The 17,732-nt window shown below is 72.1% G+C and carries 20 protein-coding genes, 1 tRNA gene and 1 riboswitch; of the genes, 9 read left to right on the top strand and 12 right to left on the bottom strand.

Going from position 1 to position 17,732, the window contains the following annotated elements; all coding sequences use genetic code 11:
• Positions 1–247: 247 nt before the first annotated feature.
• The 5 genes from QE359_RS01820 to clpS all read right to left on the bottom strand — a co-directional run bounded on the left by QE359_RS01820 (position 248) and on the right by clpS (position 3,940).
• The gene (locus QE359_RS01820; RefSeq protein WP_309777176.1) at positions 248–1,582 is read right to left on the bottom strand and encodes an MFS transporter; all 1,335 of its coding nucleotides are present in this window, start codon (positions 1,580–1,582) and stop codon (positions 248–250) included.
• A gap of 164 nt (positions 1,583–1,746) precedes the next feature.
• Positions 1,747–2,178: a MarR family transcriptional regulator gene (locus tag QE359_RS01815; protein ID WP_309777174.1), complete on the bottom strand. Its 432-nt coding sequence runs from the start codon at positions 2,176–2,178 to the stop codon at positions 1,747–1,749.
• Between the two features lie 51 nt (positions 2,179–2,229).
• A complete protein-coding gene (locus QE359_RS01810; RefSeq protein WP_309777173.1) occupies positions 2,230–3,171 on the bottom strand; it encodes a GNAT family N-acetyltransferase in 942 nt (313 codons plus the stop codon).
• Positions 3,168–3,644, bottom strand: coding sequence for a DUF2017 family protein (locus QE359_RS01805; RefSeq protein ID WP_309777172.1), 477 nt, complete (start codon positions 3,642–3,644; stop codon positions 3,168–3,170). The genes QE359_RS01810 and QE359_RS01805 overlap by 4 nt, the downstream gene beginning before the upstream one ends.
• Positions 3,641–3,940 (bottom strand): ATP-dependent Clp protease adapter ClpS, encoded by a 300-nt coding sequence (clpS, locus tag QE359_RS01800; RefSeq protein ID WP_083403394.1) that lies wholly within the window; start codon positions 3,938–3,940, stop codon positions 3,641–3,643. Before clpS ends, QE359_RS01805 begins: the two co-directional genes overlap by 4 nt.
• A gap of 37 nt (positions 3,941–3,977) precedes the next feature.
• Positions 3,978–4,063: riboswitch (ZMP/ZTP riboswitch) on the top strand.
• A gap of 59 nt (positions 4,064–4,122) precedes the next feature.
• Here clpS and glyA point away from each other — a divergent pair.
• The 4 genes from glyA (at position 4,123) to QE359_RS01780 (ending at position 7,536) form a co-directional block, all read left to right on the top strand.
• Positions 4,123–5,406: a serine hydroxymethyltransferase gene (glyA, locus tag QE359_RS01795; RefSeq protein ID WP_302847420.1), complete on the top strand. Its 1,284-nt coding sequence runs from the start codon at positions 4,123–4,125 to the stop codon at positions 5,404–5,406.
• Between the two features lie 26 nt (positions 5,407–5,432).
• Positions 5,433–6,344 carry a tetrahydrofolate dehydrogenase/cyclohydrolase catalytic domain-containing protein gene (locus QE359_RS01790; protein WP_261647001.1) on the top strand — a complete coding sequence of 304 codons (912 nt, stop codon included), beginning with the start codon at positions 5,433–5,435 and terminating at the stop codon, positions 6,342–6,344.
• A gap of 206 nt (positions 6,345–6,550) precedes the next feature.
• The gene (locus QE359_RS01785; RefSeq protein ID WP_309777171.1) at positions 6,551–7,003 is read left to right on the top strand and encodes a hypothetical protein; all 453 of its coding nucleotides are present in this window, start codon (positions 6,551–6,553) and stop codon (positions 7,001–7,003) included.
• Positions 7,004–7,032: 29 nt separating this feature from the next.
• Entirely contained in the window at positions 7,033–7,536 is a 504-nt protein-coding gene (locus tag QE359_RS01780; RefSeq protein ID WP_309777170.1) for a hypothetical protein, read from the top strand.
• 40 nt (positions 7,537–7,576) lie between these two features.
• On the opposite strand, the gene galK is transcribed toward QE359_RS01780, so the two are convergent.
• On the bottom strand, positions 7,577–8,713 hold the full coding sequence (galK, locus tag QE359_RS01775; RefSeq protein WP_071302107.1) for a galactokinase: 1,137 nt from the start codon (positions 8,711–8,713) through the stop codon (positions 7,577–7,579).
• Positions 8,710–9,819 carry a galactose-1-phosphate uridylyltransferase gene (gene galT, locus QE359_RS01770; protein WP_309777168.1) on the bottom strand — a complete coding sequence of 370 codons (1,110 nt, stop codon included), beginning with the start codon at positions 9,817–9,819 and terminating at the stop codon, positions 8,710–8,712. Before galT ends, galK begins: the two co-directional genes overlap by 4 nt.
• A gap of 64 nt (positions 9,820–9,883) precedes the next feature.
• Between galT and QE359_RS01765 the strand changes: the two genes are divergently transcribed.
• Both QE359_RS01765 and QE359_RS01760 read left to right on the top strand, forming a co-directional pair.
• Complete coding sequence (locus tag QE359_RS01765) at positions 9,884–10,762, top strand: DeoR/GlpR family DNA-binding transcription regulator (RefSeq protein ID WP_309777166.1); 879 nt, start codon at positions 9,884–9,886, stop codon at positions 10,760–10,762.
• Positions 10,759–11,691 (top strand): aldose 1-epimerase family protein, encoded by a 933-nt coding sequence (locus tag QE359_RS01760; protein WP_229085266.1) that lies wholly within the window; start codon positions 10,759–10,761, stop codon positions 11,689–11,691. The genes QE359_RS01765 and QE359_RS01760 overlap by 4 nt, the downstream gene beginning before the upstream one ends.
• Positions 11,692–11,937: 246 nt before the next feature.
• On the opposite strand, the gene QE359_RS01755 is transcribed toward QE359_RS01760, so the two are convergent.
• The 5 genes from QE359_RS01755 to QE359_RS01735 form a co-directional block, all read right to left on the bottom strand.
• On the bottom strand, positions 11,938–12,258 hold the full coding sequence (locus tag QE359_RS01755) for a hypothetical protein (RefSeq protein ID WP_070417782.1): 321 nt from the start codon (positions 12,256–12,258) through the stop codon (positions 11,938–11,940).
• 165 nt (positions 12,259–12,423) lie between these two features.
• Positions 12,424–13,233, bottom strand: coding sequence for an SGNH/GDSL hydrolase family protein (locus QE359_RS01750; protein WP_309777164.1), 810 nt, complete (start codon positions 13,231–13,233; stop codon positions 12,424–12,426).
• Positions 13,234–13,296: 63 nt separating this feature from the next.
• Positions 13,297–14,400 (bottom strand): acyltransferase, encoded by a 1,104-nt coding sequence (locus QE359_RS01745; protein WP_309777162.1) that lies wholly within the window; start codon positions 14,398–14,400, stop codon positions 13,297–13,299.
• 51 nt (positions 14,401–14,451) lie between these two features.
• Positions 14,452–14,524: transfer RNA gene (locus QE359_RS01740), tRNA-Lys, on the bottom strand.
• A gap of 52 nt (positions 14,525–14,576) precedes the next feature.
• The gene (locus tag QE359_RS01735) at positions 14,577–14,738 is read right to left on the bottom strand and encodes a hypothetical protein (RefSeq protein ID WP_175473634.1); all 162 of its coding nucleotides are present in this window, start codon (positions 14,736–14,738) and stop codon (positions 14,577–14,579) included.
• Between the two features lie 125 nt (positions 14,739–14,863).
• Here QE359_RS01735 and QE359_RS01730 point away from each other — a divergent pair, with 125 nt between their 5' ends.
• The 3 genes from QE359_RS01730 (at position 14,864) to QE359_RS01720 (ending at position 17,553) form a co-directional block, all read left to right on the top strand.
• Positions 14,864–15,493, top strand: a complete 630-nt coding sequence (locus tag QE359_RS01730) for a DNA-directed RNA polymerase subunit beta (RefSeq protein WP_070417785.1) — start codon at positions 14,864–14,866, stop codon at positions 15,491–15,493.
• A 582-nt stretch (positions 15,494–16,075) separates the two neighbouring features.
• A complete protein-coding gene (gene sigK, locus QE359_RS01725; RefSeq protein WP_309777158.1) occupies positions 16,076–16,675 on the top strand; it encodes an ECF RNA polymerase sigma factor SigK in 600 nt (199 codons plus the stop codon).
• Entirely contained in the window at positions 16,672–17,553 is an 882-nt protein-coding gene (locus tag QE359_RS01720) for an anti-sigma factor (RefSeq protein ID WP_309777156.1), read from the top strand. The genes sigK and QE359_RS01720 overlap by 4 nt, the downstream gene beginning before the upstream one ends.
• The last annotated feature ends 179 nt before the right edge of the window (positions 17,554–17,732 follow it).

Below are 17,732 nucleotides of genomic sequence, written 5' to 3'. Positions count from 1 at the left end.
GCTGTCGGGAGGCGCGGCGCGGCCCCGCCGGTCGAGCTGCGGCTCGCCGGCGGTCGCGCGGGCGCGGCGCGCGCGGCTCCGGCGCCGCCGGGCGGCGGCGCAAGCGGGCGGCGCACAACCAAAGTCACGTCGAACCGGACGATCGCGCGGTTCGACGTGACTTTGGTTGTGCGCGCGTCTGGCCAGCGGCCGGCCGGGTGGGCGGGCTGCGCCCGCCGCCCGCCGCGGCGCGCGCCGCCCCGCGGCGTCAGCGGGGGAGCGGCCGCGACAGCGCCCGGTCGGCGATCGTCAGGACGCTCAACAGCACCGCGACCCCCACGATCACCCACGCCAGCACGTGCAGGTCCGGCGTCGTCGGGGCCTGGCCGAACACCCCGCCGATCAGCGAGGACGCCCCGATCGCTCCGATGTACACGCTCGTCCGGGACAGCCCCGCCGCGGTCCCGATGTACTCCGCCGGCACCACCCGGTACAGCGCCGCCTGGTTCGACACGGACGCCAGGGCCTGCGGCACGCCGAACAGCGCCGGCGCGAGGACGAGCAGGAACACCGGCGACCCGGTGTGGAGCAGCAGGAGGAGCAGCCCGCCGACGATCGGCACCACGGCCGCGACGATGAGCGGCCCCCGCACGGCGGTCTTCCGGGCGATGAGGAACGACGCGACCCCGGCGACGACTGCCGCGGGCAGCTGGATGTACCCGGCGACGTCGCTCGAGTAGCCCGCGACGTCCTGCACCCACTGCGAGAAGCCGTAGGTCATCGTGTAGGCGAGCATGTACACGAGGAACAGCCGCATGTACGTGCGGGAGAGGGCCCCGTTGCGGGCGAGCATGCGCACGTCGACGAACGGCCGCACGGCGCGGAGCTCCCAGAGCACGAGCGCGACGAGCAGCACGACCGCCGTGCCGAGCAGCCACCAGAGTCCGGCGGACAGGTCGAGCAGGAACACGAGCAGCGCCGACACGAAGCCGGTCATGAGCAGCATCCCGAACGGGTCGAGCGCGGTGAGGACGGGCAGGTCCTCGTCGGTCCGCGGCCGGAGCCTGTCCGACGGCAGCCACAGCGCGGAGACGACGATCCCGAAGGCGGCGAGCGGGACGTTGACGAGGAAGATCGCGTGCCAGCCGAACGCGGCGATGAGCGCTCCACCGAGGGGCGGCCCGGCGGCGGCGGACACGAGCGACGTGATCGACAGCGCGCCGAGCACGAGCGGCGGGGTGGGCTTCCCGATGCGGGCGGAGTGCTGGCGCAGGGTCGTCAGCGCGGCCGGGTACGCCGACGAGGTCCCGATGCCGATCAGCACGCGCGCGAACACCGCGCCGCCGAAGCCGGTCAGGAACTCGGGCACGATCCCGGCGACCCCGACGATGACGAGTCCGGTCAGGAACACCTTCTTCGGACCGAACCGGTCGGCGAGCTTGCCCATCGTCGGCTGCGCGATGGCGCTCGCGAGGTACAGCGCCGCGACGAGCCAGATCGCCTGCGCGGCACCGATCCCGAGGTCGCGGGAGATCGGCGCGAGGGCGACCGACACCATCGTCGTGTTGATCGGGTTGAGCAGCGGTCCGACCAGGACCGGCACGAGGAGCTTCGGGCCGAAGCCGCTCCCGCCGGGATCGGTCGACGGGGAGACGGGTGTGGAGGCGGTTGCGGTGGACGTGTTCGGCTGCCTTTGCGAGGGGGTCGCGTCGTGACGGCCAGGAGGCGCGGCTCGCGTCGGTCGACGCGGGTCGCCCCTCCTGGTGGTCACGGTTCGACGAGGGGTTCGAGGATGCGGAGGGAGCGGGCGACCGTGGCACGGTCGTCGGGGTCGAGCGTCGCGAGGCGCTCGGCGAGCAGGCGGGTCCGGGCGCGGTGGGACTCGTCGCGGGCAGTGCGGCCGGTGTCAGTCGCGGCGACGATGGTCCGGCGCCCGTCGGTCGGGTCCTGCGTGCGGGTGACGAGGCCGAGGTCCTCGAGCGCCTGGACGGTCGCCCCCATCGACTGCGGCCGGACGCCCTCGGCGCGGGCGAGTTCGGCCGTCGTGGTCGCGCCGTCGCGGACGAGTCGACCGAGTGCGGCGGACTGCGAGGCCGTGACGTCGTCGACCTTGCCGACGAGGGTCGTGCGGCGGATCTTGCCGTACAGCGTCAGCAGCGCCCCGGCGAGCACGTCCGAGCCGTCGCCGTCAGATTCCATACCGTCACGGTACTACTTCGACAGGTGAACTTGCAAGGCTGCCTTCTGAACTCACGGCTCGAAGACGATCCGCCGCTTCGTCACCACGAACCCCGCACGCTCGAACGCCCGACGCATCGGGGTGTTCGTCGCGTCCGTCGTCCCGACCACCCGCGGTGCACCGGCAGCGGCGTGCACCCGGACCGCCTCGGCCAGCAGTCCGTCGACGACGCCGCGACCCCGGTGCTGCGGCAGGACGCCGATGGAGCTGACGGCCGCGTCGTACGCCGTCCGGGTCGCGATGACGAAGCCGACGACGAGCCCCTCCGCGTCGAGGGCGATCCGCCACCCGTCACGGGATCCGGGTAGCGACCGGTAGAACGCGAGGTCGTCGGCGGCCGCGCCCCGCGAGCCCAGCTCGGCGACGGCGGCCAGCGTGTGTGCGTCGAGGCTCCCGACCGCGACGCGCGCGAACAGGTCCACGAACTCGGCGTCGCCGCCGCCGCGGAACCGCAGGGCCGGCGTCGGCACCGACGCCGTCGCGGGAGCGCCCGGCTGTTCGAGCGCGACGCTGACCCGCTCGGTCATCCGTCCGAGTCCGGCGGCACGGGCCGCTTCCGTCCGCCACCGCACGGCCGCGACGGCGTCGTCGTCCGTGTGCCAGTCCACCGCGACGTCGACGATCCACTCCGGCAGCGAACCGAACGCGGCGGCCCCGGCGGCGATGAGTCCGGCGGCGATCTCCCGGCGCTCGTCGGGGTCGGACGAACCCGGTGCGATGAGCAGGTCGTCGAGTGTCGACGGTGCCGTGGCGTCCGCGCCGCCCCACCACAGGGCGCGGCCGACGGGGCGACCGTCCCGCAGGGCCAGCCACGACCACTCCGGGCGGTAGTTGCCCGTGGCGGACTCGGCCCGGTACCGGTTCGCACCGATCCACGCAACCGGTTCGTCCGTCGAGAAGGCGAGCAGCGCCTCCAGGTCGTCACCGTCGACGGGGCGGAAGGCGACGCTCACCGCGGACCGGTCAGGGTCTCGACCAGGTGCTCCTGCACGTACCCGAGCCAGTCGTAGACGTCCCGGAGGCCGACGCCCGCGTCGGCGGTGGACGACTGCTCCTCCGTGGCGGAGTCCACGATCCCCAGCCGGTCCGCGATCGTCAGCCGCAGGTCCGTCAGGCAGCGCAGCCACGCCTGCTCGTCCGAGGTCTCGAAGGCGCCGTCCCGTGCCCCGGTGAGCCACGCGTGCACGGCCCGGGCGTTCTCGGTCTTCCTCGCCACCAGGTCCGACTCGGTCCACCGCCGGAACTCCGCGCTCGCCTCGGCGTCGTCGCGGTAGGCGTCCGGGAACATCCGCGCCGCGACCGGGTCCGATGCGAGGTCCCCGTCGAGCACCTGCTGCAGCTGCTCGGTCAGCGACGTGAGCACGCCGCGCTCGCCGGAGGACATGGCGAGGTGCACGCCGTCGGCACGGCGGACGAACGGGATCACGGAGCGGGCGCCCTGTCCACCGAGGCCTGCAGCCCGTACCCGTGCATGGCCTCGACGTGGGCCTCCATCGCTTCGCGGGGGCCGGTCGCCACGATCGCGCGTCCCTCGTCGTTCACCTGGCGCATGAGTCGCTCCGCCTTCGCGCGCGGGAAGCCGAAGTACTGCTGGAAGACGTAGGTCACGTAGGACATGAGGTTCACCGGGTCGTCCCACACGACCGCGACCCACGGCGTGTCCGGTCGCACGCTCGTACGGGCGTCGGTGCGCTCGTCCACGTCGGGCGTCAACAGGGTCATGCACCCAGGGTGACACGAACCTGCTCGCTCGGTACGATCGGGGGGTCGCGACTGGCGTTGGATGGGTCACCATCGGGGAGCGACACCTGACACGGTGCGCGGCCGTACGCCTGGGCCGCGCCCACCCGTCCACCTCGTCGTGCGCGTGCGCGACGGAACAGACAACGAGGAGTCCCGTGTCCATCACCGATCTGCCCCCCGCAGCCACCAACACCGCCTTCAACGCCCCGCTGAACGAGGTCGACCCCGAGATCGCCCGCGTCCTCGAGCAGGAGCTCGGCCGCCAGCGCGACACCCTCGAGATGATCGCGTCGGAGAACTTCGTGCCGCGCGCCGTCCTCGAGTCGCAGGGCTCCGTGCTCACCAACAAGTACGCCGAGGGCTACCCGGGCAAGCGCTACTACGGCGGCTGCGAGTACGTCGACGTCGCCGAGCAGCTCGCCATCGACCGCGCGAAGGCCCTCTTCGGCGCCGAGTACGCCAACGTCCAGCCGCACTCGGGTGCGACCGCGAACGCGGCCGTCCTGCACGCCATCGCGTCCGCCGGCGACACCATCCTCGGCCTCGAGCTCGCGCACGGCGGTCACCTGACCCACGGCATGAAGCTCAACTTCTCCGGCCGCATCTACAACGCCGTCGCGTACGGCGTCGACCCCGAGACGTTCGAGGTCGACTACGACGACATCCGCGCGAAGGCCATCGAGCACCAGCCGAAGGTCCTCATCGCCGGTTGGTCGGCCTACCCGCGCCAGCTCGACTTCGCGAAGTTCCGCGAGATCGCGGACGAGGTCGGCGCGAAGCTCTGGGTGGACATGGCGCACTTCGCCGGTCTCGTCGCCGCCGGCCTGCACCCGTCCCCGGTGCCGCACGCCCACGTGGTGTCCTCGACGGTGCACAAGACCCTCGGCGGCCCCCGCTCCGGCATCATCCTGTCCAACGACGAGTCGCTCTTCAAGAAGCTCAACTCGGCCGTGTTCCCGGGCCAGCAGGGCGGTCCGCTCATGCACGTGATCGCCGCCAAGGCCACCGCGTTCCTGCTCGCCGCCACCCCGGAGTTCAAGGAGCGCCAGGAGCGCACGATCCGCGGTGCACAGGCACTCGCCGCACGGCTGACGGCCGACGACGCGAAGGCTGCAGGCATCGACGTCCTCACCGGTGGCACCGACGTGCACCTCGTGCTCGTGGACCTCCGCACGTCCGAGGTCGACGGCAAGCAGGCCGAGGACCTCCTGCACGAGGTCGGCATCACCGTGAACCGCAACTCCGTGCCGTTCGACCCGCGCCCGCCGATGGTCACCTCGGGTGTCCGCATCGGCACCTCGGCGCTGGCCACGCGTGGCTTCGGCGACGCGGAGTTCACCGAGGTCGCGGACATCATCGCGCTGACCCTCATGCCGAACCCCGACATCGACGCGCTCTCGGCCCGGGTGAAGGCCCTGACCGACGCGTTCCCGCTCTACGCGTGAGCGGCGCCGCCCCGTCGCCCGCGCCGCTGCCGCGCGAGCGCTGGGCGGGTGAGGGCAGTGCCGTCCGCATCGACGGCACCGCCCTCGCCGCCCGCACGCTCGACGACCTGAAGGTCCGCATCGACCGGCTGCACGACCACGGGTTCCGCCCCGGGCTCGGCACGATCATGGTCGGCCAGAACGCGGGCTCGGTGTCCTACGTCGCGGGCAAGCACCGCGACTCGGCGCAGATCGGGCTCGACTCGGTCCGCATCGACCTGCCCGAGACCGCGTCGGCCGCCGACATCCGGGCAGCGATCCTGCAGATGAACGACGACCCCCGGGTCACCGCGTTCATCGTGCAGCTCCCGCTGCCGCAGGGGATCGACCCGATCCCGATGCTCGAGCTGATGAACCCGGCGAAGGACGCCGACGGCCTGCACCCGACCAACCTCGGTGAGCTCGTGCTCGCCGTCCCGGGCGGTGCCGGCACGATCGACGCACCCCTGCCGTGCACCCCGCGCGGCATCGTCGCGATGCTCGAGGCGTACGACGTCCCGATCCGGGGCCAGCACGTCACGATCATCGGGCAGGGGCTCACGGTCGGTCGTCCGCTCGGGCTGCTCCTCACCCGGCTCGAGGCCACCGCGACCCTCACCCACTCCCTCACCGAGGACGTCGCCGCCGAGTGCCGCCGCGCGGACATCATCGTCGCCGCGGCCGGTGTCGCGGGGCTCGTGCAGCCGGACTGGGTGAAGCCCGGTGCGGCGGTCATCGACGTCGGCATCAGTCGCGTGGTCTCCCCGGAGACGGGCAAGGCTCGCCTCCGGGGCGACGTCGACCCCGCGGTCGCCTCGGTGGCGGGCTTCCTGTCGCCGACGCCCGGCGGTGTCGGCCCGATGACCCGCGCGATGCTGATGAAGAACGTCGTCGAGGCCGCCGAGCGCCACTTGCACTAGCGCGCTGCGCGCGCCGCGCCGCGCGTGCGCTTCGTGAGCAGAAATGGTCGGGTCCCGTCGTGGAACCCGACCATTTCTGCTCACGGAGCACGGTCGGGAGGCGCGGGTCGGCGCCGCCACGTCCGCGCGGGCCCGAGGTGGCCGGGTCCGGGGCGTGCCCCGGACGGGCGCTTCTGCCGCGGCCGGCACCGCGCTACCGTTCGGGCATGACCACCTCCGCCGCGGAGCCCCGGGCACGCGAGTCGCTCTTCACGAAGGACGCCCGCAAGCTCGTCTGGATCACGCTGCTGTGCCTGTTCCTGCAGGTCCTCGGACAGAACTGGTCCGCTCAGCCGCGGCTGCCCGGCAGCACGGACGTGCACGAACTCGGCTTCGTGCAGTTCGAGGCCCGGCCGTGGATCGGGTGGGTGCTCCTCACGGTCGGCTTCGCGGTGGCCGGCTTCGTCGTCGGGGTCGCTCGGCGCGGTGCCGCGCGGTGGGACCAGGACCGCGTGCTAGCGCTCGGTCTGGCTGGGGTGGTCGGGGCGACCGTGCTGGTGTGGGTGCTGTTCATCGTGCAGTGGCAGTGGGTGTACTGGGCCGTCGCGCACGGCGACCTGCACCCGTTCACGATCGGCGACGTCTCGTGGTCGATCCAGCGACTCGAGGGCGCGCCGTGAGCGTCGACCGCGGTGCTACGGTCTCGCACATGGGGGAGAACGTGCAGACCGCGCCCGTGATGGCGCACGCCGGACGGAAGCTGCGACCGCGAGCGCGGGGCCTCGTGCTGATCGGGGCCGTCGCGCTCCTGTCGTACCCGACGCTCACGATGTGGTCCGTCTCGTCGGAGTACGGCGGGACGGACGGCGACGGGCACTGGATCGACAACGCGGGCAACCCGCTGTCGAGCGCGCCGCCGACCGTGCAGGCCGAGGGACACACAGCGCCCGCCGCGATCGCCGTCCTGCTCCTCGTGGTCGTCGTCGGGGTGTTCCTGCCGCCGATGCTCGCGCGGTTCGGCAAGCGATCACTCGGCGACATCGTCCGGTTCGCGGCGTACCTGGCCGTCCCGGTGGTCGTCGTGGTCGGCGTGCTGATCTACACCGTGTGGCAGGGGCACGTCGTGATGGACCAGATCGACCACGAGGTCCTGCACCCGCACGGCTTCCCGTGGGGCGGCGTGACCGTCACCACGGGGCACGCGACCCGCTGACCCGCGGTCCCGGCCCGGGCGGCCGGCGCGACCCGGCGCGTCAGTCGCGCCGGGCGCCCTGCGCGGCGTGCACCGTGAACACCGTCGGCTCGCGGTACCCGGCCGCGGCGAAGGCGGCGGTGACCGCGTCTGCGATCGTCTGCCGCGCCTCCTGGTCGACCAACGCGATCGCCGCACCACCGAAGCCGCCACCGGTCATCCGCGCGCCCACCGCACCGTGCTCCATCGCGGTCGCGACCGCGAGGTCGAGCTCCGGCACCGAGATCTCGAAGTCGTCCCGCATCGACTCGTGCGACGCGACCAGCAGGGACCCGATCGCTCGCGGCCCGTGCTCGCGCAGCGTGCGGACGGTGTCGAGGACGCGCTGGTCCTCGGTCACGACGTGCCGGACACGGCGGAAGGTCTCGTCGTCGAGGAGTTCTTGCGCGCGCGGCAGGTCGTCGACCGACAGGTCGCGGAGCGCCTCGACGCCCATCACGGCTGCACCGTGCTCGCACGACGCGCGACGGGCCTTGTAGCCGCCGGTGGCGTGTGCGTGCTCGACGCGGGTGTCGACGACGAGGACCTCGAGCCCGTTCGCCTCGAGCGCCAGGTCGACCACGGCGGTGTCGAGCGTGCGGCAGTCGAGGAAGACGACCGCGTCCTGCTCGCCGAGCAGCGAGGCGGACTGGTCCATGATCCCGGTGGGGGCGCCGACGGCGTGGTTCTCGGAGTACTGGCCGACCCGGGCCAGGGTCTTCCGGTCGAGCCCGAGCTCCCACAGGTCGTTGAAGGCGAGTGCGACGCCGCACTCGATCGCCGCGCTCGACGAGAGCCCGGCGCCGACCGGGACGTCCGACTCGATGAAGACGTCGAAGCCGGTCTTGCCGGTGAGGTCGGCGCCCGCCTGCTCGCGGAGCGCCCACGCGATGCCGAGGACGTACGCCGACCAGCCGTCCATGCGCTCGGGCGCCAGCTCGTCGAGGGAGAGCTCGACGACGGTGCCCGCGTCGAACGCCGACGCGACGCGCAGCTGCCGGTCGTCCCGGGGCGCGATCGACGCGGTCGTGCGACGGTCGATGGCGAAGGGCAGCACGTACCCGTCGTTGTAGTCGGTGTGCTCGCCGATCAGGTTGACCCGGCCGGGCGCGGAGTACCGCACCGCGGGCTCGTACCCGTAGACCTGCTGGAACGTCATGCGCGTTCGATCCCTCCTCGGATGAACTCGGCCGCCTTCTCGGGGACGAGGTCCCCGATCCAGGCGCCCATGGCGGCTTCGCTGCCGGCCAGGAACTTGAGCTTGTCCGCCGCGCGTCGCGGGGACGTGATCTGGAGCATGAGCCGCACGGTGTCGCGCCCGGTGTGCACCGGCGCCTGGTGCCACGCGGCGATGTACGGCGTCGGGTCGTCGTAGAGCTTGTCGATCCCGCGGGTGAGCCGGAGGTGCATGTGCGCCAGCTCGTCCTTCTCGGCGTCGGTGAGCCCGGCGAAGTCGGGGACGTGCCGGTGCGGGAGCATGTGGATCTCGATGGGCCAGCGTGCGGCGAAGGGCACGAAGGCGGTGAAGTGCTCACCGGCGAGGACGACCCGGTCGGAGGCGCGCTCGTTCGCGAGGTGCTGCTCGAACAGGTCCGGCCCGAACCGCTGGATGCTCTCGAGCAGGCGCTGGGTGCGCGGGGTGACGTAGGGGTAGGCGTAGATCTGCCCGTGCGGGTGGTGAAGCGTGACGCCGATGGCCTCGCCCCGGTTCTCGAACGGGAAGACCTGCTGGATGCCGGGCATCCGGGACAGCGCCGCCGTGCGGTCCGCCCACGCCTCGACCACGGTGCGGGCGCGTGACTCGGAGATCGACGCGAAGGAGCCCTCGGTCGCGGGCGAGAAGCAGACGACCTCGCACCGCCCGACGCTCCGGAACTGCCGGTTCAGCCCGACCTCGGTCAGGGAGTCGAGCGACGGCGGGGCGTCGTCCGCCCCGTCGGGTCCGGCGAGCATCGGGCCGAAGGACGGGGAGCGGTTCTCGAACACCGCGACGTCGTACCGGCTCGGGATCTCGGAGGGGTTCTCCGCCGACTGCGGCGCGAGCGGGTCCTGGTCGGCCGGCGGCAGGAACACGCGGTTCTGCCGGCTCGCCGCGATGGACACCCACTCGCCCGTGAGGACGTCCTGCCGCATGCGCGCCGTCTCCGGCCGCGGGTCGAGGACACGCTGGTCGATGCTGCGTTCTGCGGGCAGCGTCGAGTCGGCGTCGTCGAAGTAGAAGAGGTCGCGTCCGTCCGCGAGCTTCGTCACGCGCTTGGTGATCACCGCACAACCCTAGCGGCTCCACGAAGCATTGCGAAAGTGTTCGTAAGCACGCGAAACTGGTGGCATGACGGACGACGACCTCTCCTTCCTGGCCGGCGCGCTCCCCGCGCCGCTGCGGCAGGACCGCATCGTCTCGATCGTTGAGGGCGCGCCCGGACTCGTCCGCACGGCCGCCCTGGCAGCGGCCCTCGGCACCAGCGAGGTGACCGTCCGGCAGGACCTCTCCCTGCTCGACCAGGAGGCGCGGATCCGGCGGGTCCGCGGCGGTGCCGTCCGCCTCGGGGCCGGTTCCACCGAGCGCCCCTTCGAGGAGACCGCCGTCGAGCACCAGGTGGCCAAGGCCGCCATCGGCCGCGCCGCGGCGGCGCTCGTGCGCTCCGGGCAGTGCGTCGTGCTCGACGTCGGCACCACGCCCGCAGCCGTGGCGACGGCACTGGTCGCCCGCGAGGACCTCGTCGACGTCACGGTGGTCACGAACTCGCTGACGACCGCGCTCGTGCTCGAGGCCGCCGTCCCGCGCTTCACCGTCATCGTCACCGGGGGGACGCTCCGTCCGTTGCAGCACTCCCTCGTGGCGCCGTTCAACGGCACGCTGCTGCCGATGATCGCCGCGGACCTCGTGTTCCTCGGTGGCACCGGGGTCGACGTCGCGCACGGCCTCACCAACGTGAACCTGCCCGAGACCGAGGCGAAGCGGATGCTCGCGGCCGCGGCTCGGCGTACGGTCGTGGTCGCGGACGGGTCGAAGTTCGGCCGGGCCCACATCGGGGTCGTCCGCGGGCTCGAGGACATCGACGTCGTCGTCACCGCCGAGACCACGGCGGAGCAGGTCGCCCCGATCCGGGCGGCCGGCGTCGAGGTGGTCGTGGCGGACGAGCCGGCAGTACCAGCACCATCCGCACGATCAGCACCATCCGCACCGGGAAGGACCCGTACCTCATGACCGCAGCTCCCACCGGAGGGCAGTACCACCTCCGCCACGCCGGACCCGACGGGGTCGTCGAGGCGATCGTCACCGAGGTGGCGGCCGGCATCCGGGAACTCCGCGTCGCGGGGTTCGACCTCACCGAGCCGTTCCCCGTCACGTCGCAGCCGCCCGGGGCGAACGGGATCGTGCTCGCGCCGTGGCCGAACCGCGTCGCCGGCGGCGTGTGGGAACTCGACGGGAAGCAGCAGCAGCTCGACGTCTCCGAGCCGAAGTACGGCAACGCCTCGCACGGGCTGCTCCGGTTCGCGCCGTACCGCGTCGTGTCCCAGACCGAGTCCGGCATCGTGCAGGAAGCCACGATCCACCCGCAGCACGGCTGGCCCTTCACGCTCGAGACCCGCGTGCACCACGAGCTCGTCGACGACGGCATCCGGGTGACGCACGAGGTCGTGAACCGCTCCGGCGTGCGTGCGCCGTTCGCGATCGGCGCGCACCCGTACCTCCGTGCCGGGGACACCCCCGCCGAGGACCTCGTCGTCCGGCTCGACGCCGCGACGGCGTTCACCGTGGACGAGCGGAAGATCCCGAACGGCACCGTGGCCGTCGACGGCACCCCGTTCGACCTGCGCTCCGGTGTCCGCGCCGGTGACGCCGACCTCGACACGGCGTACACGGACGTCACGCCCGACGCCGAGGGGATCCGGCGCACGACGATGCACGGGCCGGAGGGCGACGGCGTCGAACTCTGGCAGGACGGGTCGTTCCCGTACGTGCAGGTGTTCACCTCCCGCGAGTTCCCCCGTGGCGACGGCACCGGGCTGGCCGTGGCGGTGGAGCCGATGACGGCGCCGGCCGACGCGCTCAACTCCGGGGAGGGGCTGCGCTGGCTCGAGCCCGACGAGGCCTGGACCGGCAGCTGGGGCATCCGCCGCGTCTGGTCCTGACCCGGGCGCGGCCGGTCCGCAGCCGAGACTCGGCCGTGCGGACGGTTTCGCGTGTCCCGCGCCGCGACGGTGTCCGCGGAGCCGAGACTCGGCGTACACGTTCGCGCCTCGTGCGGCGCGAGGGTGTCCGCGAGGGCGAGACTCGGCAGGGCGCGGGGCGACAGCCGGACCGCCGCGGCTGGTCCGCGCCGGACACGACGAAGGCCGCCCCGAGGTGGGGCGGCCTTCGTCGTTCGTCCGGGAGGGTCAGGCGCGACGCATGCGCAGCGCCTCGACCGCGAGGGACTCGCTCGCGTAGCGGCCCACCTCGTGCGCCCACGCCGGGTCGTCGCCGCGGAGGGCGATGAAGTCCTTGCGCTGTCGGCAGACGTAGCCGAGCACCGCGGTGCCGGTCGCGACCTCGACGAAGTCCTTGCGGATGTGGCGGGTCGTGACCTGGGCGTTCCGGCGGAGCGTGTCGAGCAGGAGCTCGTTGCTCATCGTCGTGTTGGTCGCTGCTGCGAGCTCGACGATGCGGCGCGCGTCACCGGTGGTGCTGGTCTGCGTGGCTTCGATGGGCTCGATCACGGTGTACCCCGTTCGTTCTGCGATGGTGCGGTGCTGCAGGATCCGTCGATCGGATCCGGGAACGACACTATCGGCGGCAGCCCAACAGTCGGCTGAACGCGGACTGAACTGTGCAGTGGAACCACCCTGAGGCTCCTGAGGACGACTTGTACCCCGGTCGAGTGCTCAGAGGCACTGCTCGCCGTCGGGCTGCGTCGCGAGCTGCTCGAGCTCGGCGTCGATCTTGCCCGCGAGGTACAGGTACCCGGCGTCGTTGAGGTGCTGCTGGTCGGTCGCGGCGTAGCTGCCGCTGTTCATCGCGGTGAACCACTGCCCGTCGATCGCGTCGATGTACGGGACGCCCACGGCGTTGGCACCCGCGGCCACCGCGTCGTTGATGCCCGTCGTGGCCTCGGCGCGCGGCTGGGGTGCCGACGGGCCGATCGCCACCACGACCGCGTCCGGCCACTGCAGCTCGGCCTGCCGGAGCGTCCGCTCGACGGTCTTCTCGAGGGTGGTGGAGTCGGTGAGCCAGTCGTTCTGGCTGCCCTGGACGATGACGAGGTCCGGCGTGAGCGCTGCCCGCTGCTCGATCCGGGACAGGTAGACGGTGCGCGACGAGCGACCGCGGCCGGGGTTCACGTAGCCGGTGCCCGGGTAGCCGTTGATGGTCGCGTCCCACTGCCGCTCGGACACGAGGTCCTGCGCCCACCCGTGCACGTCGTCGTAGGAACCGCGACCCGTTGTGTACGAGTCGCCGACGATGAGGACGTCGGAGCCCGGGGCGATTGCGTCCGCGACCTGCTCAGCGGAGAAGTCGGATGTCGCGGGCACCGGCTGGCATGCGTCGGACACGGCGGGCAGCATGACGAGCAGCCCGGCGATGCCGAGGCACATGGCGCCGAGGGCGATCGCGGGGACCGCTCGTCGGCGCCTGGTCTGCGCGGTGGACCGACGGGAGCCGCCGGGCACACCGCCGTCGGTTCGTCGAGCCACACCGGGATTGTAGGTGCTCAGCATCCGTGCCCCCGGACACCCGCCCGGCGAGGTGCTGAACCGTCAGACAGCCTGCGGGACGGGTGGACGGCTCGAGAGCGACTTCGCGATGTGCTTCGCCAAGCGGTGCGCCGGCAGTTCCACGAGCCGCGAGAACACGTAGGCGACGCCGATGCCGATCGGGATCGCGACGAGGACCAGCCAGGACGGCAGGGCACGCGGGAGGAGGTTCGCGACGGTCACCGTGATGGGCTCGTGCACGAGGTAGAGGCTGAACGAGAGCCGCCCGAGCTCGCGGGGGATCGCACCGAGCAGGAAGCGCTCGGCGGGCAACCACCTGCCGGCGAGCACGACGATCGTGCCGGCCGAAGCGAGGATGATCGCGGGCAGCACGGGCGACCACCACGCCGTCGTCGGCAGCCACCACTTCACGGTGATGCCGAGGAGGCTCACCACGAGCAGGACCCAGCCGAGCAGCGTCGGGACGTCCGGCAGGCGCTCCCAGCCGGCCGCGAGCGCGGAGCCGAGCAGGAACATCGGCAGGTACATCAGCCACTTCGAGTGCTCGTACTCGCCGAGGGCCGACAGGAAGACGGCGACGATGGCGGTCACCCACCACCAGCGTCGGGTCACCGCGGCGATCGAGACGAAGAGCGGCAGCAGCAGGGAGAAGAGGACCTCCCACGTGAGCGACCAGAGCGGGCTGTTCACGAGCGTCGGAGCGAGGAGCGTGAGGTCGTTCACGAGTCCGTGCAGGGTGAACGGCTCGGCGTGCCGGTTGATCCAGAACGACTGGTGCGGCTGGTCCTGCCGGGGAACGAGGAAGAAGAACACGAGCGCGAGCGCGATCGACGCCACCACCGGCAGGTAGAGGCGGACGAGCCGGCTCGGGTAGTAGGCGATCCAGTCCTGCGACCGGCGGAGGGCCGGGAGGGTCAGGACGAAGCCGCTCAGCACGAAGAAGACGAAGACGGCCTCGCTGCCGGCCCACACGAGGTGGGCGGGGGAGTACACCATCCAGCTCGCCCAGTCGGGGACGTCACGGCGGTAGTTGCCGTCCGAGAGGGTCGGGATCGAGAGGAAGGCGTGGTGGACGACGACGACGGCGGCAGCGACGCCGCGGAGTCCGTCCAGTGAGCCGATCCTGCCGGTTGGGCGATCGCGCATGCCGACGATCCTACGGGAAGCCCGGCCAAGCCAAGGAACGGTCACGTTCGGTGGGCCCCGTGGGGCTCGAACCCACGACCCTCGGATTAAAAGTCCGGTGCTCTACCAACTGAGCTAGAGGCCCTCACCCGCAAGGCTAGCGGGTGAGGGCCTCCGGGAAGAACCGAGGGGACGGGTCAGCTGCGACGCCCGGTGAGCGTGCGGACGAGCCACAGCACGACCGCGACGATGAGCAGCACGAGGCCGACCCAGAGCAGGAACTTCAGGCTCGCGGTGAAGCCACCGACGAACAGCAGGATGACCGCGATCACGGCCAGGATGATGAGCAGGGGGTTCATGGGAGTCCTCTTCCTTCGCGTGCGGGAGGAGCGCCTCCCGATCAGACACCGTACGCGCGACGGAGCGGTTGCGTTCTGGGCGAACGGAGGGCGGGCGCGTCACCGGCCGTGCCTACACTGACGCGGTGCCTCGCGATCACCACCGTCCCGTCCACTTCACCGACCAGGAGTTCGCCGCGATCCAGGGCGGCGAGGACCCGGCCGTGGTGAACCGCGTCGCGCACGAGACCGCGAACGCCCTGCTCCACCGCGTGCGTCAGGATCCCGACCCGGCGGTCGTCGAGCGCCTGGTGACCTACACGGACGTGCACGGCATCGACGCCATCGCCGAGCTGTGGGCGCGGGTGGGGGCGCACACGCTCCCGGGCGCACTGTGGCGGATCTACCTCGTCCGCACCGTCATCCGGCAGAACCCGGAGGAGATCGCGTACCTCTTCGCGCGCGGCACGGAGCGGATCGGCACGATCGACCAGGCCGTCGCGGGCGCGGAGCAGCCGACCGGACCGGCGGAGATCCTGACGCTGGCCGACCGGATCCTGCACGGCCTCTACACGGGTGACCTCGCGGTGGCGCTCGACCGTGGTGCCGCGTTCTGCCGGCTCACGGCAGCGGGGGCGACCGCGGTGGCGGACGACGCGGACCTCACGGCGGGGGACCGGGCGTCCGAGCTCACGACGCGCGCGCTGCGCCTGTCGGAACTGGCGGCCGACCTCACCGAGGCGGCGTCGCTCTGGCGTCGCGACAGCCTGGACTGAGCGGGCCGCGGGGCGGACCCGCACCGCGCCTCCAGGCCCGACCGCGACGACGCCCACCGGGCACGCGACACGCACGCAAGAAGCGGGCACGGAACGCGCACCCGAGAAGCGCGCACGGAACGCGCACCCGAGAAGCGGGCACGAGGCACGAAGCGGGCAGAGAAGAACCGGGCCGCAGAAGCGCCTCTCGGCGCGAGGCCGCTCGAAGCGGCGAATTTTGGAGCCCGGGGCTTGCTGCGGCCCGGCGACATCGATTCTACGAGACCGCGGCCGTGCACACGACCCTGTTCACTCTCGGTGGACAGAACCGACGCCGGGCGTGCCCCGAGCGCGCCCCAGCGACAAGCCGTGAGAACCGCTCCAATCCGGTTGGGCGAGGGTGCCGAATCATCACCGTGACAGGCGATGAGCCGGTCACGACAGCGAGGGTCCCGCGAGACCCGGTCCGCTCCCTGGCGGTCAATTCCCTGCGGGTCACGCGGGCCCTCGTGCTGTCCTGCACCACTGTCCGACCACGAGACCCGAACGCGTGGTCGGACAGGACTCACAGCCAGATCGCAACCGAGAGGAGGGAAACCTGCAATGCTTGCCATCGTGGACAGTGACACCGAGAGCTGGAGCTCGACCGAGCCGGCTCAGGCGTCCCCAGACGACCTCCTCACCCGCGTGGCGACCGGCGACCAGGCAGCCTTCTCCGAGCTGTACGACGTGCTCTCGGGCCGCGTGCTCGGCCTCGTGACCAGGCTCCTCCGGGACCGCGCGCAGTCGGAAGAGGTCACGCAAGAGGTCTTCCTCGAGGTCTGGCAGCAAGCCACCCGCTACGACCGCAAGCGCGGCACCGCAGCGAGCTGGATCCTCACCATGGCCCACCGCCGAGCGGTCGACCGGGTGCGGGCATCGCAGTCCTCGCACGACCGTGACACGAAGATCGGCATCCGCGACTTCGAGGCCGGCTTCGACCAGGTCTCCGAGTCGGTCGAGATCCGGATCGAACACGAACGCGTCAGCCGGGCGCTCGCGAAGCTCACCGAGTTCCAGCGCCAGGCAGTCCAACTCGCGTACTACGGCGGCTACTCGCACAGCGAGATGGCCGACCACCTCGGTGTCCCGATCGGCACCGTCAAGACCCGTCTCCGTGACGGGATGATCAGACTCCGCGACGAGATGGGGGTGACATCATGACCGAACGACACGACGACCCCGCACTGCTGACGGGTTCACACGCCCTCGACGCGCTGTCGGACGACGAGCGGGCACTGCTCGACTCGACGCTCGCCACCTCGCCGGAGCTGCAGGCCGAGACGGACTCGCTGCGCGAGACCGCGCTGCAGCTCGCCTACGCCGTCACCCCGATCGAGCCGCCCTCGTCGCTCAAGGCGTCGCTGATGGCCCAGATCGCATCGACCCCGCAGGCTGCTCCGGTGGCCTCGCGGTCCGAGGCGGCTGCCACGACCGCTCCGGTCGCTGACGCGCCGGTCGGCGATGCCGGCCAGGAGGCGCGGTTCGCCCCCGCCACGGACCTCACGTCCGCCGGTGGTGCGGCTGCGGAGAAGGCTCGCCGTCGCTGGTTCCAGCGTCCGGCAGCGGCACTCTCCGCCGCGGCCGCCGTCGCCGTGGTCTTCCTCGGCGTCGGACTCGGCGTCGGCACGTCCTTCACGCCCTCGAACGAGCCCGGCCCTGGTACGACCCAGGCTTCCGGCGGACTCGACCGGATCTACGCCGCGTCGGACTTCCAGCGCAGCACCGCCAAGGTCGCGGGCGGCGGGACGGCCACGGTCGTCTGGTCGAACGAGGTCGGCAAGTCCGCGGTCATCCTCGACGGGGTCCCCGCGGCTCCGGAGGGCAAGACCTACGAACTCTGGTACATCGGCTCCGAGGGCACCGGCGGCAAGATCAACGCTGCCGGTCTGATGGACGGGGTGTCCTCCGGGGTGCACTCGGCGGTCCTCAAGGGGTCGCTGTCGCACGGTGCGACGATCGGCATGACGGTGGAGCCCGCCGGCGGCTCGGACCAGCCGACGACGACGCCGATCATGGCGGTCCCGACCACCTCGGCCTGACCCGGGCACTGGTTCGCACGTCTCCCCGCTCGCGTGGCACGGTCCGCGGGCGGGGAGTTCGTCGTGCCCGGCGGGTGGCGGTGATTCGTGAGCTGCCTGTGGGCGGTGGGATGCGCCTCCTGGCTGCCGCGGCGTGCGGACCCGGAACGACATCGCCGCTGTCGTACGACGAGCGCGTT

This window comes from Curtobacterium sp. SORGH_AS_0776 (genome assembly GCF_031453355.1).
Classification (GTDB): Bacteria; Actinomycetota; Actinomycetes; order Actinomycetales; family Microbacteriaceae; genus Curtobacterium.
The sequence above is the reverse complement of the archived record's forward strand: the minus strand, read 5'-3'. Positions and strand labels throughout refer to the sequence as shown.

Coding starts and splice junctions, on each gene's coding strand:
- QE359_RS01815 (WP_309777174.1), bottom strand. CDS start 2,178: ATGGAATCTGACGGCGACGGCTCGGACGTGCTCGCCGGGGCGCTGCTG.
- clpS (WP_083403394.1), bottom strand. CDS start 3,940: ATGACCCTGTTGACGCCCGACGTGGACGAGCGCACCGACGCCCGTACG.
- QE359_RS01785 (WP_309777171.1), top strand. CDS start 6,551: ATGACCACCTCCGCCGCGGAGCCCCGGGCACGCGAGTCGCTCTTCACG.
- QE359_RS01780 (WP_309777170.1), top strand. CDS start 7,033: ATGGGGGAGAACGTGCAGACCGCGCCCGTGATGGCGCACGCCGGACGG.
- galK (WP_071302107.1), bottom strand. CDS start 8,713: ATGACGTTCCAGCAGGTCTACGGGTACGAGCCCGCGGTGCGGTACTCC.
- QE359_RS01765 (WP_309777166.1), top strand. CDS start 9,884: ATGACGGACGACGACCTCTCCTTCCTGGCCGGCGCGCTCCCCGCGCCG.
- QE359_RS01760 (WP_229085266.1), top strand. CDS start 10,759: ATGACCGCAGCTCCCACCGGAGGGCAGTACCACCTCCGCCACGCCGGA.
- QE359_RS01745 (WP_309777162.1), bottom strand. CDS start 14,400: ATGCGCGATCGCCCAACCGGCAGGATCGGCTCACTGGACGGACTCCGC.
- QE359_RS01735 (WP_175473634.1), bottom strand. CDS start 14,738: ATGAACCCCCTGCTCATCATCCTGGCCGTGATCGCGGTCATCCTGCTG.
- sigK (WP_309777158.1), top strand. CDS start 16,076: ATGCTTGCCATCGTGGACAGTGACACCGAGAGCTGGAGCTCGACCGAG.
- QE359_RS01720 (WP_309777156.1), top strand. CDS start 16,672: ATGACCGAACGACACGACGACCCCGCACTGCTGACGGGTTCACACGCC.